The organism is Bifidobacterium sp. LH_743, from assembly GCF_056355775.1.
In genome coordinates this window covers 114,870-129,678 of record NZ_JBKESZ010000001.1, presented here as the reverse complement: position 1 = coordinate 129,678, position 14,809 = coordinate 114,870, and the positions used below count along the sequence as shown (strand labels likewise).

The window sequence follows — 14,809 nt, the reverse complement described above, 5'->3', positions numbered from 1 at the left end:
TGCGCTATGGGTTTGCGCAACGATGGGGTTATGCGCTATGCGGCTGTCGGTATGGTTGTCGACCGATGCAGACGGCGACCGATATGACGGCAGCCACTACGGACGGCAGCCGCATTACGCCGGATATCGCATCACTCGGACGGCACATCACCGGACTGGGTGTGGTCGAACACCGGTTTGTTGTTGCCGTCGAAGGTGTAGATGCCGATGTTGGCCGAACTCGGATCGTTGTTCTTGTTGAACGGGCCAATGCCGGTCTGGCCTTGGTATTGGATCTCCTTGCCGTCCTTCAGCAAGGCGAGGCAGGCCTTGTACGAATCGCACTTCTCGCCCTTGGTGGAACCGGAGACGGCCGCCATGTTGGCTTGGATGGTCTTGCCGTCGGCGCTGCCGCCCTTCTGCGCGGCGAGTGCGGCGAGGATGATGCCGTCATAGGTCTCGGCGGCGTATGTGGTGGTGTTCTTCAGGTCCACGCCGGTGGATTCGAGACGCTTGACGAACTCGTCGGATGGGTTGACGCCCGGGATGGTGCCCTTGGATCCCTTGAGCAGGCCGGCATCGAAATCGGAGGAGTAGTCGGAGGTGTTGCCATCGACGAAGTACAGCTTATGCATGTCCACTCCGGCTGAGGCGAGCGCCTTCAGCAGCGGCTCGGTCTGGTCGAAGGCGATGACGAGCGTCGCGTCCGGATTGGACGCCTTGATGGCGGTGGCGATTGAGGAGAAGTTCGTTTCGGTCGGGTCGAAGGTATCCTTCTCGCCATAGACGATGTCGACGCCCGCGTCGCTGGCGGTTTTGACGATCGTGTCACGCAGGCCGGTACCGTATTCGTCGTTGAAGACCGCGACGGCGAGCTTCTGCACGCCATCCTGGGCGATCAGGCTGCCCAGGACGGCGCCCTGCACGGTATCGGGGGCGACGGTACGGAAGAAGTAGTCGTTGAGGCCGGAGAAACTGGCGGAAGTGGCTCCCATCGACAGCATCGGAACACCTTGCGAAGTGATGGATTTATAGGTGTTCTTGACTACGGAGCTGGAAGCCGGACCGATGATGAACGACGGGTTCTTGCTCAGCACGGATTGGGTGGCGGATGTGTTCTGGTCGGCGTGATCCGCATCGGACGTGTCGGCGTCCACGGTGGTGACTTTGTTGTCAAGCACGCCGCCCGCATCGTTGATATCCTTGACGGCCAGCTTTTCGGCGGCCAGTTCAGGCGGGGCCAGATAGGCCAGAGAGCCGGTTTCCGGCCACAGACCGCCAAGCACGAATTTGGTGGTCTTGGCACCGGAAGACGATCCCGAACCGCTTGACGATCCTTCCGACGAACTGGACGAACCGCAGCCGGCGAGCGCCATGACAGCGGCCGCCACCATGGCGGTGGCCGCGACGCCGATCTTTCTTATGCTCTTCATTTGAATCACCGTTTCCTCTCTTGGCTCCGCTTGCTGCCGAGCCCTTGGTGACGATCATCGAGATAGGTTGCTCGAATATCTTGAATCGCACTATAAGCGGCGAGAAAACCGATCGTGTATGCGTGAAGTTAATCAAAGATGAAGCCCGAAAACTGTTGGAAACACAAGGATTTGCACCCGTTTTCAGGCATGGAGGAACCGCCGGCGAGGCATTCCCTTCGGGGGTGCCCCGTCGACGGCGAACGCGACCCTTTACCTGCCTTCCTCCTGGACCTCTTCTTCCAGGTTGCCCAAGTACAAAGAAACGACCTTCGGATCGTTCATCAAATCGCGTCCTTTGCCGGAATACGCGTTGCGGCCTTGGTCGAGGACATAGCCGCGATCGCAAATCTGCAGGCATCGGCGGGCGTTCTGTTCGACGATGACCACGGAGACGCCTGCCTTATTGACCTGGCGCACGCGAATGAAAGTCTCATCCTGCAGCATCGGGGACAGGCCGGCGGAAGGCTCGTCGAGCAACAGGACGGAAGGTTTCATCATGAGCGCGCGGGCCATGGCCACCATCTGTCGTTCGCCGCCGGAAAGCTGGCCTGCGAGCTGGTTCTTGCGCTGGCCGAGCTTGGGGAAGATGGAACACACGTAGTCGAAACGCTCATCGAACAGTTTCGGCGCCTGGAATGCGCCCATGTGCATGTTTTCCGCAATGGTCAGGCTGGGGAAGACGTTTTCGGTCTGGGGCACGAAGCCGACGCCACGGGAGACGAGCTTGTCGGCGCGCAGGTTGGTGATGTCCTCACCCTTGAGCAGAAGCTTGCCGGAATGGATGCGAACCAGGCCGAACAAGGATTTGAGCAGTGTTGACTTACCGGCGCCGTTCGGACCGATGATGCCGACGATCTCGCCTTCGTGCAGGGTCAGGGAGGCTCCGTTGAGGATGTTCACGCCGGGAATGTAGCCGGCCACCAGGTCCACCGCGTCAAGCAGCGGTTCGCCGGCAGGCTCGCCCACATGGATTTGCGCGCGAGTCAACGGCCGCTCCCCGGCCCTTTGCTCTCCAGCCCCTTGAATGTCCGATTCTAGAGAATCGGACACGTGGGATGCGCCCATACCCGTTTGAATGTCCGATTCGGCAGAATCGGACACGTGAGCCACCGAATGTACCGTCCAAACGTCCGATTCTGCAGAATCGGACAAACCCGCTGCCGGAATGGCCATGCCAGCCGCACCAGCCACGCTTGCCTTGTCACCCATCTCAAGCCTCCTTCAAATCTTCCAGCACCGAATCGTCGCCCAGATCCACGTTGGCGTGCGCACCCAAGTACGCATCGATCACTGCCGGATCGTTCATCACGCTCTTCGGCTGGCCCTCGGCCACGATCTTGCCTTCGGCCATCACGGTGACCCAGTCGGCGATATGGCGGACCATGTTGATGTCGTGCTCCACGAACAGCACCGTGGTGCCCTCCTCACGCAGCGCCATGATGTGGTCGAGCAGCGATTGCTTCAGCGCGGGGTTGACGCCGGCCATCGGCTCATCCAGCATGACCAGCTGTGGATCGGACATCAGCGCACGGGCCATTTCCAGCAACTTGCGTTGGCCGCCGGAAAGCGAGCCCGCGTAATCGTCCTTCTTTTTGATCAGCAGGAACCGTTCCAGCAACGCCTCCGCCTTTTCGATGTTCGCCTGCTCCTGCTTCTTCCACATACCGGGGAACAGCGCGCGGAACATGCCTTCGCCCGGTTGCACGGGAGCTCCGAGCAGCATGTTGTCGAGCACGGTCAGACGGCCCATGACCTTGGTCAGCTGGAACGTGCGGACCATGCCCATGCGCGCTACTTGCTCAGGCTGCACGTGGGCCATGTCCTTGCCGTCGAACTGCCATGTGCCGGTGTTTGGCGTATCGAAGCCGGTCATCAGATTGAAGAACGTGGTCTTGCCGGCGCCGTTCGGTCCGATCAACGCGGTGATGCCGTGGCGTTCGATTTCGAAATGGCTGACGTCCACGGCGGTCATGCCGCCGAATTTGCGGGTCACGTTGTCGGCGATCAGGATCGGGTCGGGTTTGTGCACGCCCGGCTTGTTCTCCACGAATTTCAGATCGTCGGTGACTTTGTCACGATAGGCGGTGGAGATGAGCTTCTCGCCTTCCGGCGCTTTGGTGGCCCACTTGGTCAGGTCATGGAACGGCACTCCCGGCTGCACGCCGGATGGACGTCGCGCGCCGGTGGTCGGAGTATTCGTTGTCTCAGGCATGGAAAGCCAACTCCTTTCGGTCGCCCAACAGGCCTTGCGGTCTGAAGATCACCAGGCACATCAGCGCCACGCCGACGATCACCCAGCCGAGGGCTTCGATCTGGTTGGAAGAGATGAGGGTTTCGGGAACGGTGTTGCGCATGACCTCCTTGACGAAGGTGAGCAGCACCCACAGCACGCAGGAGCCGAGTACCGGTCCGAGGATCGTGGCCGCGCCGCCCAACAGCAGAATCGTCCACACGTAGAAGGTGACGGTGCGTCCGAGCGAATCGGGCTGCACGGAACGCGGCAGCACGAAGATGATGCCCGCGATCGCGCCGAACAGACCGCCCAGAATCAACGATTCCATCTTGTATTTCGTTACCGGCTTGCCGAGCGAGCGGATCGCGTTCTCGTCCTCGCGGATGCCTTTGAGCATGCGGCCCCACGGTGAATGGAACCAGCGCCAGCACAGCAGCGCCGCAATCGCCACCAAAACCCAGGCCACGATGCGAAGCCACCAGGAATTGGCGATGTTGTTGCTGTACGTCCACAGCAGGAACGTGGTCGAGCCGTCCGGCAGCGGGGACAGCGATTCGAATTTTCCGGTGAAGTCCTGTGGCGAGATGCCGGCGGAACCGCCCGTGATCTTCGTCATGGCCGTCGACCTGCCGATGATGCGGATGATTTCCGCGGCGGCCAACGTGACCATGGCCAGATAATCGGGGCCGAGTTTCAACGTCGGTATACCGAGCAGCAGCGCGTAGATAACCGCGAGCGCGAGCGCCGCGCACACCGATGCGAACAGGTTGCAGCCCATCGACTGCGTGATGGCGAACCCGTAGGCGCCGAGGAGCATGAATCCGGCCTGGCCCATGTTCATCAGGCCCGTCATGCCGAAGTGGATGTTCAAGCCGATGGCGGCGAGCACGTATGCCGCCGTGGTGGGGGCGATGAGCTCGCCCGCCGCGTTGGAGATGATTGTCATGATGTCCATATGGATCAGCCCACCCTTTGTTGCTTTCCGAAGATGCCCTGCGGGCGCACCAGCAGAACGATGATGAGGATTGCCAGCGCGCTGGCGTAACGCATATCGTTGGGAATGACGAGCGAGCTCATGTCCGCCACGATGCCGATGACCAGCGAACCGATCAACGCGCCGTTAGCCGTGCCGAGGCCTCCAAGCGTCACCGCGGCGAACATCAGCAGGATCAGGGTTGCGCCGGTGTTCCAAGAGATGCCGTTCAGGTAGACGCCGAGCAGCACGCCCGACAGGGCGGCCATCGCGCACGAGAGGATCCAGACCACACGGACCACCTGGTCCACGTTGATGCCGGATGCCGCGGCGAGCGCCGCATTGTCGGAGACCGCTCGTGTGGCGCGGCCAAGTCGTGTCTTGTAGAGGAACAGGGTGACGCCGACAATCACGCAGATGGCGATGAGTGCGGACAGTAGCGTCGGCATGTCGGTGGTGATCGGTCCGAGCTGGAAACTGTCCGGCACCGATTTGACGATGCCTTTGATGTCGCCGCCGAAGAAGAATTGGAACGTGTATTGCAACGCCATGGACAGGCCGATGGTGACGATCATCTGCTGCATGGTGCCGACGTGGCGTCTGCGCAGCGGCCCCCAGACGATTTCGTTTTGGATGAAGCCGGTCAGCGCGCCGATGGCGATGGCGAAGATGGCGGAGACGACCAGCGGCATGTGCATCATCTGCGTGCCGACGTACGCCATGAGGCCGCCGAGCGTTACCTGCTCGCCATGGGAGAAGGACTGCAGTCCGGTGGTGCCGTACACAAGATTCATGCCGACGGACATAAGTCCCAGCATCAGGCCGAAGATTATGCCGGAATACAACTGTTGCCAGATGCGTTTGCCAATGTTGGAACTGCTTTTCCTGGCTGGCGATGGCGTGGCAGCCGTCGAACCGGCCGTACCGGACGTGGTCTTATCGCCATTTGCCGAACCGGACGCGGCGGAAGCGGCGGAATCACTGGCCTGATCGAATCGGACGACGCCACGTTGCTTGTCGAAGCTGGCTTTCTTGATCGTCACCGTCGCGCTGCTGGCCTTCAAGCCGTGTTCTTGTGCGACGGAATCGTCGATGGTGACGGTGTAGTCACCGTCATCGGCAACGGAGAAAGCCCATTTGCCATCGGCCGTGGTCTTGGTCTCCGCCGTTTCCTTGCCGGACAGTTTGATGGTGACGTCCGCGATCGGCTTCTTGTCGGCGTCCTGCAGGATGCCGTTGACGCAGCCGTTACTGGCGGTCGGATTGCATTCGTTCACGGCCTTCGCACCGGAATCGGCAGCGAACGCAGTGGAGGAGGGAAGTATGAAAAGCATCGAGAGAACGGCAAAAACCGCACATATCATGGCGATTCCCGATCGACGATGCCGTATGGAATACGTTACGGCTGTCATTGGTTTTTCCTCTCTTGTTGTCTTCACAACGTAGGAGAGGAAACAGCGTATGCGGTTGCACTCAGATTTCTTTCACGTTACCCGAGACCGTCTGTGTAACGCGAAAATTACGCGCATCTGCCGTGCGGCTACTGGGCGTTTGCTAGGCGGCTACTGTACGTAATCGCCATGCGCGAGCTATGCGTGCGTTATACGTGCGCTATATGTGCGCTACGAGTGCCCGCCCAACAATGCGATGCCGAAACCAATCGCAACGCAGGCCAGAGGCACCAAAACCGTGGCGGCGCCGTAGCCCGCGGCCATGGCGAAGCGACGTTTGCGGATCAGCGACAGCACCTCGTTGAGCGCCGTGGAAAAGGTGGAGAATCCGCCGAGGAATCCCACGACGAACGTCATGACCGTTTCCATATCCACGGATTGGGAGTAGTACGACATCATGGCAATGCCCGCGCACAGGGAGGCGACGCCGTTGATGACGAGCGTGGCCAGCGGGAAACCGTGCTTGCCGGCGCGGTTCCAGCTGCGTTGAATCGACACGTCAAGCACGTAGCGGGCCATGGCTCCGATGCCGCCGAACAGGCAGATCATCCATATCATCAGCGCACCTCCCCTGTGATCGGATCGGCGACGAGCGGAATCTGCGCGGTGATCGGTTTGGGCTCGAAGCTCGGCGGATTGTCGGTTTGCTGCGATTGCGACGTGGCAGGCTGGCTGGGTTGGTGGGGCTGCGCGGGTTGCGGTGTTTGTTGAGAAAGCGGCGTTTGCTGAGGTTGCACGGGACGCTCGGACTGTGCAGGCTGTCCGGAATACGCGGAACGTTCGGGTTGTGCTGGTTGTTCAGGTTGTGCGAACCATTCCGGCTGTTTGGACTGTTCAGACTGTAGCAGGTCGGCCCGCTGAGGAGCCGTTTGGCTGTCATGCGCCATCGGTTGCGGCTCGCTCGAAGCCTGTGATTGCAGACGCGATGACGATTGCGATTGTGACGGCGATGACGACAAGCCCTGCAGCTGCGGAACCGATAGTTGCGGGATATCCAATTGCGGAACCGGCAATCGGAGGATATCCCGTGAAACATCACGTGAAACCGATTGTGTGGCCGGCTGAGCGGCCTGCTGAGCGTCCGGACCGGCCTGGGCAACGGAATCGACCTGCGAAATCGAACCGGCCTGCGCGGCCTGCTGAGCGATCTGCGCGGCCTGCTGAGCGGTCTGTGCCGCCTCAAGAGCCGCCTGCGCAGCGGAATGCGCCACATCCGCCACTTTCACATGGCGCACGCCATGCCCACCCTGAGTGTCCGATTCTGGAGAATCGGACATCTGAGACTGCCGGACGTTACTGTGAATGTCCGATTCTCCAGAATCGGACACAGAAGCACTGGCAAGCGCGGCACGAACCCGCTTGCGGGTGCCATGCGACGTCACGACCCGCATCAGCGCCATACCGGCGGCCGACGCAATCAAACCGCATACGAAACTTGCCGCGAGATAGCCAAACGCAGCCGCGAATCGCTGTTCATGCAGTCCTTCCATGGTTTCCAACATCACGCCGGACATCGTCGAAAGACCACCAAGGAAGCCCAGCCCCACACCGCGGCTGACGACTTGACGCACCCTGCGACGAAGCCACGACGCGGTCGCCATGTATTCGACCAGCATCGCAAACAGAAAACAGGCAATCATATTCGAAACGAACGTGCCCACAACGAACGGCGTTCCGCCGATGGACGGCATCAGCATGTCCAAAACGCGCCGGCAGCCGACGCCGAAGAAACCACCGGCGAACACCACGACATACATCACCGTGTCGGCGAGCGGATTAAACCGCGCCTGCACGCGTTTCATCGGCGCAAGCGGAATCTGAGGCGGATTCTTCGACGCGGCAGCGCCGGACGGGCGGACGCCCGCATGAGCCACTTCTTTGATGTCGATCGATTGCGTAGCGGGATTCGGTTCCGTGCCCGCGTTCACCTCCACTGGGCCGTCCTCCGTTTGCCGTTTTTGCGATTCCATTACGCTCCCCTGTATTGGCCATGCGGCGGACAGCGTTGTTCCGCCCAGAGGCCGTGCAACAACGAGCTGGCCGCAGTTGCCGCCTTCCTAACCCAGACAAGTTTACACGTTGGCTCAACCCGCCCACCCTGAATGTCCGATTCTGGAGAATCGGACACTTAAGCCCCGCAAACCACACGCCGAGTGTCCGATTCGGCAGAAACGGACACGCAGACTCCAAAACCTGTACCCCATATGTCCTTTTCTCCAGAATCGGACATTCAGGCAACGCATCTGCTACCCCATGTGTTCGATTCTGGAGAAATGGACACTTAGGCCTTACAAACTACACGACGAATGTCCGAATCGGCAGAATCGGACATTCAGGCAACCCGCATATGACCTCACGCGTCCGATTCTCCAGAATCGGACATTCAGGATAATTAGGTGGGTTGGGACGCAACGAGGCAATAAGGCTGAGAGCCACTGGAACGTTGAGGAACGCCAGCAAAACCAAGCGTCAGCGCCACACGGTCACAATCGAGCGAAATCACGCACCACACGCAAGTCACGCATCGCACAGGGCGCGCATCGCGAGCCGTGCGTCGCTTTCATTCTCACCGCTGAACAGCACGACCAGATAGTCGCCCGCACATAGCCGCGTATCGACGCGCGGCACCATCTGCCGTTCTCCTCGGCGCAGGCCGATAAGCAGGCAGCCGGACGGCCATCGCACGTCACGCACCAGCTTGCCGTCCGCGATCGCCCCCATTTCCAGCGGAAGCTCCATAATGCCGCGATCCACATGGCTGACGACCGCCGTCGTGCCGCCTTGCGCACGTATGTACCGGTCCAGCAGCTCGCCGTAAATCGGTTTCGTACGGAGCAGATCGGAAACCAGCAATGCGATGAACGCGACGGCCGCGACCGGCAGCATGTGCGTCAACGTGCCGGACATTTCCACGGCCAACAGAATCGATGTGATTGGAGTTTTCACGGACGCCGACAGCGTGCCGGTCATCACGCACACCGCGAAAATCGCCACGGAACCGGACGGCAGCCAACCCAACTGGCGCAACGCCTGTCCGCAGATGCCGCCGGCGAGCGATCCGACCGCGAGAATCGGCATGAAAATACCTCCGGGCGCACCTGAGCCGAAGCTCGTGGACGTGAACAGCACCTTGACCAGGAACAGCAGGCACAGCATGCCCAGCCCGATACGCGCATGCTCGGCCATGTCAATCAGGTTCGATCCGCCGCCAAGCACGTCAGGCAGCCAAATGCCGACCGGCAACGCGATCGCGATCGCTATCATCGGACGACTCCACGCAGGCAGCCTGCCATACAACGTCTGGAATCCAAGCAGCGAACGGTTCATCAGCGAACCGACCAGACCGGCCACCAATCCCAACGGAATCAGCCACACATACTCGTCAAGCGGAAGCTGGCCGATATCGCCGAAATCAAGCACGGGACGTAGGCCGAAACAGTATTTCGACACGAAATCGGCGGTGAGCGACGCGGCGGTGGCCCCCATCAGAATCGCAGGAGAGAAACTGCGATGCACCCCCTCCAAAGCGAACATCATGCCGGACAGCGGAGCACTGAACGCAGCGGAAAGACCAGCGGCGGCGCCGGCGGTGACCAGATAGTGCTCCTGCACATCCTCGCGCTTCCCGCCGCGCAGCCGGTGGGAAAGAAACTGAGCGCCCGAAGCTCCAATCTGAATGGACGGGCCTTCGCGGCCAAGCGACAGTCCGAACAGCGAACCGAGCAAACCGCCGACGAAACGCACCGGAAGAATCGTCTGCCATCGCATTTTCAGACCGCGCATCACCACGCCGTTGGTCTGCGGAATGCCGCTGCCGCCGGCCATCGGCTCTTTCCTGACCATCCATGCAATCGACAACGCGGCCAAAACCGCGGCCAGCGCCCATGGCACGACGAGCCAAGGGGTTTCGCGAATCCGCGCATACACCCAGCGGGCGGTTTCGGCGCCGTATTCGATGCCGAGACGGTAGGCGACGACAAGGAAACCGGAAATCAGCCCTACAACGACGCCGGCCCCCGCCATCTTCCATTTCAGATGGTCGAATCGCGGAACCAGCTTGTCAATGGATGAGGTCGGGGGCACAACGTTCAGTCGGGGCACAGCGCTCAGTCACAACTTTCGGTCATAGCGCTCAGTCACAACGCCTAATCACAACGCTCAGTCAATCAGCGAATGAATCTGGATGATGTGGTCGCGCTGCGGGCCGGTACCGATCACGGAAATACGGCAGCCGGACAGCTCCTCGAGACGCTTGACGTAATCCTGGCAGGTCTTCGGCAGGTCATTGAAATCGTGGACCTGGGAAATATCCTCGGACCAGCCCGGCATGGACTCGTAAATCGGCTTCGCGACGGTGAATTCAGCCTGGTCAGTCGGCATATCGTCACGACGTTCGCCGTTGACGTCATACGCCACGCACAGCGGAATCTCCTTCAGGCCGGTGAGCACGTCGAGCTTGGTGAGCACGATGTCGGTCAGGCCGTTGACCTGAGCCGCATAACGATTGACGACCGCATCGAACCAGCCGCAACGACGCGGACGGCCGGTGGTCACGCCATACTCGTGGCCCTGGGCGCGCAGCCAATCGCCTTCCTCGCCGAACTGCTCGGTCGGGAACGGGCCTTCGCCCACGCGGGTCACATACGCCTTGGCAACGCCGATCACACGGTTGATCTTGGTCGGGCCGACGCCGGTGCCGGTGCAGGCGCCGCCGGCGGTCGGGTTGGAGGAGGTCACGAACGGATAAGTGCCGTGATCCACGTCAAGCATGGTGGCCTGGCCGCCTTCGAACAGCACGGTCTTGCCCTCGTCGAGCGCCTTGTTGAGCACCAGCGAAGTGTTGGCCACGTACGGCTTGAGGCGTTCGCCCAGCTTGAGCAGCTCGTCGGTGGTCTCGTCCACGTCGATCGGACGACGGTTGTACAGCTTGACGAGCATCTGGTTCTTCTGATGCAGGCTGGCCTCGACCTTGTCATGCAGATGGTCCGCATTGAACAGGTCATGCACGCGGATGCCCACACGGTTGATCTTGTCGGCGTACGCCGGGCCGATGCCACGGCCGGTGGTGCCGATCTTGTGCTTGCCGAGGAAGCGCTCGGTCACCTTGTCGAGCACGCGGTGATACGGGGCGATGATATGCGCGCTTTCGCTCACCAGCAGTCGGGAGCAGTCTACGCCACGGCTTTCAAGACCGTCGATCTCCTCAAACAGCACTTCCGGGTCGACCACCACGCCATTGCCGATCACGGGGGTCGTCGTCGGGCTGATGATGCCGGAAGGCAGCAAATGCAGCGCGTACGATTCGTCACCGACCACCACGGTATGGCCGGCATTGTTGCCGCCGTTGAAACGTGCCACGTAGTCGACCTTGGTGCCGATCAGATCGGTCGCCTTACCTTTGCCTTCGTCGCCCCACTGAGCGCCAATCAACACGATTCCCGGCATAACACACCTCCACGATGTCGCCTTGTTTCCGCCGAAAACAGCGTACCGTGAGCCCTCTACTGCGCAGCAGCGGAATTGCGGCGGCAGGCGGTGCGGAGCCGGACCATGCGAAACCGAACCATGCGAAGCCGACAAGACGGACCGTGCCACACGTGCTCGGTCGGGCCACGCTATGCGGATGCCCGCATCACTCCCCCACCATTCCCACACCACGAGTGTCCGATTCTGCAGAAACGGACACTCAGGCACCCAAAATCACACCACAAAAAGTCCGATTCTCCAGAAACGGACACACAAAATCCCACGAACGCACTTCGCGCGTCCGTTTCTGCAGAAACGGACACACAGAGGTCCGGAACCACACTCCACACATCCGATTCTGCAGAATCGGACACGCGGCTATGGAAAGACCACGGAGGACCACGGAATCGTCCGAATCCCAAACCACACCGCGCAACCCGACCACCCGTCGCGTCACGCAACAGCGGCATAATGGAGGCATGACTATCGCAACACCTGAACGTTATGCCGAGATGCTGGATGCCGCGCGCCGTGGCGGATACGCCTATCCTGCAATCAACGTGACGAGCACGCAGACGCTGAACGCCGCGCTGCAGGGCTTCGCCGAAGCGGAATCCGACGGCATCATCCAGGTGTCCGTAGGCGGATCGGCCTACTTTTCCGGCCAAAGCGTGAACGATCGCGTAGTCGGGTCGCTCGCATTCGCCGCGTTCGCACACGAAGTGGCTGCGCGCTATCCGCACATCACCGTCGCACTGCACACCGACCACTGCGCCAAACAGTATCTGGACGAGTGGGTTCGGCCACTGCTCGCGCACGAGGCGGAGCAGGTAAGTCGCGGCGAGGAGCCGACGTTCCAATCGCACATGTGGGACGGCTCCACCGTACCGCTGGAGGAGAATCTCGACATCGCCGAGGAATTGCTCGACAAGTCGGTGAAGGCGCACACCGTGCTGGAAATCGAAATCGGCGCGGTCGGCGGCGAAGAGGACGGCCATTCCGCGGAAATCAATGAGAAACTGTACTCCACGCCCGCCGACGGTGTGCGCGTGGCGGAGCGACTGGGATTGGGCGAGCGCGGTCGCTACATGGCGGCGTTCACGTTCGGCAACGTGCATGGCGCGTACAAGCCGGGCATCGTGCAGTTGCGTCCGAAACTGCTACGCGACATCCAGACGGAAGTTTGGAACGCGGCGCATGACGGGCGATTGGCCGATTCGACCACCGGCTCCGATGTGCTGCGCGATATGCCGGAAGGCAAGCCGTTCCCTCTGGTATTCCACGGCGGCTCCGGGTCCACGCCTGCCGAAATCGCGGAGGCGGTGAGCTACGGCGTGGTCAAGATGAATATCGACACGGATACGCAGTATGCGTTCTCGCGTGCGGTCGCCGGGCACATGTTCCGCAATTACGATGCAGTTTTGAAGATCGACGGCGAGGTTGGCAATAAGAAGCTGTACGACCCGCGTTCGTGGGGACGTGAGGCCGAGACTGCGATGGCCGCGCGCGTGGTTGAGGCGTGCCAGCAGCTGGGTTCAGCCGGGCGCGCGTTGAAGTAGGTTTCTGGGTCTCGTTTTATCCACGCGAAGTGTGGCTACGGGATTCCATGCCGCTTTTCTTGTGACACTTGCGATGTCGACATGGCTGCATGGCATTTGCACGGCGCGTACGGCGCAGATACGGCGCTCGCATGTCCGATTCTGGCGAATTGGACGTGTGAGCACCTTTTTCATACGCTTGTGTGTCCGTTTCTGCAGAAACGGACATACAAACATCTGGTGCGGCATCTCGTACGTCCGATTCTGCAGAAACGGACACGTAGCGTACCAAACCACGTGCCAAAACGTCCGATTCTCCAGAATCGGACACGTGAAATTGGGCGAAACGAATCGAAAGCTCAGGAACGTCGCGAAAACCACACGTTAATCAACGAGCCAGTCACAACGAGCGCCACACCAATCCAGAACGGCATACCCAACGCCACGCCCAGCAACAACGTGCTGGATGCCGTGGAAAAAATCGGGGTCGCATACGAGCCGATCGCCAACGTCTCCATACTGCCGTGAAGCATGCCATACCCCCAGCAAGCGTAGCCGCCGGCAATCGAAAGAGCGCACGCCAGCAGAGCCACATATCCGCCGATGCCGGGAGCCGTCGCAGGCAGACCGTCGCCCGAAACGAAATGGATAATCCACAGCACGACGGCGACACAGCAGAAGAAAATCGTCGTCCCGTCGTATCCGTCGGACATTGACGGCGTCGTACTCGCGTAAATCGCCCAGATAAAGGCGCCGGCAAGTGCCAGTAAGTATGGTAGGGGGTCGCTGGCGATATTGGAGACCGCTTCCTGCATATTCAGGGTCTCACCGCCGACCGCCATCGCTACACCGACGGTGGCGACGACCGCTCCCGGAATCGCCTTGATGACCGCACCGTGTTTACGTGACATGGCGGCGGTCATCAGCACAAGCAACGTCGGCCACAGGTAGTTGACGAGGCTGACTTCCACGGATTGCGCGTTCGTTGTGGCCAGACCGATTGCCAGCGAAATCGACGATTCGTACGCGATGAACATGGCGCCGCCGAGGATGAGATATTTGCGTGGCGCCTGACTGATCGGCTTCGGGCGACGTACGATGAACAGTAACACGCCACCGACGGTATAGATGAGCGCCGATCCGAGAGTGGCACCGAATGATTCGGAAACGAGGCGAACGAGGCCAGCCATGAATCCCCACAGCACGATCGCGGCAAGGCCGATGATGGTCGCAGCGTGCGATGTGGCATGGCCGAGTAAAAGGTTGCGCGGGCTGCCGCCGGAGGATTCCGCAGTATTGTCGGGAAGGTTCTGATCCGTATTCACGATTCCCAGACTACCCATCGGCCATCGCCACGCGTGTCTGACCTACCGCACGTGTCCGATTCTGCAGAAACGGACATCCAGACGCCCAATCCAGCATCTCGCATGTCCGATTCTGCAGAATCGGACGCACAAAAGGCAATTCCGGACGTCCACGTGACCATTTCTGGAGAATCGGACATGTGAGATGTGGTTTTGCAATTCCAGACGTCCGATTCTGCAGAATCGGACATTCATGAGACGAGTACGGCACAAACTAGGCATGGCACAACAGCACAACAACACAACAACACAAACAAGGATAGCGGACCACACACAAGCAGGCCGGACATGGCACAAGTCACGCACAGAGCAAGCCAAATAAGACATAGG

General features: G+C 60.5%; 11 protein-coding genes. 1 reads left to right on the top strand and 10 read right to left on the bottom strand.

What is annotated here, in order from left to right; genetic code table 11:
- Positions 1 to 131: 131 nt before the first annotated feature.
- The 9 genes from AC1ATL_RS00540 to AC1ATL_RS00500 form a co-directional block, all read right to left on the bottom strand.
- Positions 132 to 1,412 carry an ABC transporter substrate-binding protein gene (locus AC1ATL_RS00540; RefSeq protein WP_476567680.1) on the bottom strand — a complete coding sequence of 427 codons (1,281 nt, stop codon included), beginning with the start codon at positions 1,410 to 1,412 and terminating at the stop codon, positions 132 to 134.
- A 252-nt stretch (positions 1,413 to 1,664) separates the two neighbouring features.
- The gene (locus tag AC1ATL_RS00535) at positions 1,665 to 2,519 is read right to left on the bottom strand and encodes an ABC transporter ATP-binding protein (protein WP_476568335.1); all 855 of its coding nucleotides are present in this window, start codon (positions 2,517 to 2,519) and stop codon (positions 1,665 to 1,667) included.
- Between the two features lie 145 nt (positions 2,520 to 2,664).
- Complete coding sequence (locus AC1ATL_RS00530; protein WP_476567678.1) at positions 2,665 to 3,666, bottom strand: ABC transporter ATP-binding protein; 1,002 nt, start codon at positions 3,664 to 3,666, stop codon at positions 2,665 to 2,667.
- Positions 3,659 to 4,642, bottom strand: a complete 984-nt coding sequence (locus AC1ATL_RS00525; RefSeq protein ID WP_476567676.1) for a branched-chain amino acid ABC transporter permease — start codon at positions 4,640 to 4,642, stop codon at positions 3,659 to 3,661. The genes AC1ATL_RS00530 and AC1ATL_RS00525 overlap by 8 nt, the downstream gene beginning before the upstream one ends.
- A gap of 5 nt (positions 4,643 to 4,647) precedes the next feature.
- Positions 4,648 to 6,072, bottom strand: a complete 1,425-nt coding sequence (locus AC1ATL_RS00520; protein ID WP_476567674.1) for an ABC transporter permease subunit — start codon at positions 6,070 to 6,072, stop codon at positions 4,648 to 4,650.
- Positions 6,073 to 6,282: 210 nt separating this feature from the next.
- On the bottom strand, positions 6,283 to 6,669 hold the full coding sequence (locus AC1ATL_RS00515) for a fluoride efflux transporter FluC (RefSeq protein WP_476567672.1): 387 nt from the start codon (positions 6,667 to 6,669) through the stop codon (positions 6,283 to 6,285).
- A complete protein-coding gene (locus tag AC1ATL_RS00510; protein WP_476567670.1) occupies positions 6,669 to 8,081 on the bottom strand; it encodes a fluoride efflux transporter FluC in 1,413 nt (470 codons plus the stop codon). Before AC1ATL_RS00510 ends, AC1ATL_RS00515 begins: the two co-directional genes overlap by 1 nt.
- Before the next feature lie 547 nt (positions 8,082 to 8,628).
- Complete coding sequence (locus AC1ATL_RS00505) at positions 8,629 to 10,134, bottom strand: ClC family H(+)/Cl(-) exchange transporter (RefSeq protein ID WP_476568333.1); 1,506 nt, start codon at positions 10,132 to 10,134, stop codon at positions 8,629 to 8,631.
- A 135-nt stretch (positions 10,135 to 10,269) separates the two neighbouring features.
- A complete protein-coding gene (locus AC1ATL_RS00500) occupies positions 10,270 to 11,556 on the bottom strand; it encodes an adenylosuccinate synthase (RefSeq protein ID WP_432624015.1) in 1,287 nt (428 codons plus the stop codon).
- Positions 11,557 to 12,056: 500 nt separating this feature from the next.
- On the opposite strand from AC1ATL_RS00500, the gene fbaA reads away from it, so the two are divergent.
- On the top strand, positions 12,057 to 13,136 hold the full coding sequence (fbaA, locus tag AC1ATL_RS00495; RefSeq protein ID WP_476567668.1) for a class II fructose-bisphosphate aldolase: 1,080 nt from the start codon (positions 12,057 to 12,059) through the stop codon (positions 13,134 to 13,136).
- A gap of 338 nt (positions 13,137 to 13,474) precedes the next feature.
- Here fbaA and yddG read toward each other — a convergent pair whose 3' ends face one another.
- The gene (yddG, locus tag AC1ATL_RS00490; protein ID WP_476567666.1) at positions 13,475 to 14,458 is read right to left on the bottom strand and encodes an aromatic amino acid DMT transporter YddG; all 984 of its coding nucleotides are present in this window, start codon (positions 14,456 to 14,458) and stop codon (positions 13,475 to 13,477) included.
- Positions 14,459 to 14,809: the final 351 nt, after the last annotated feature.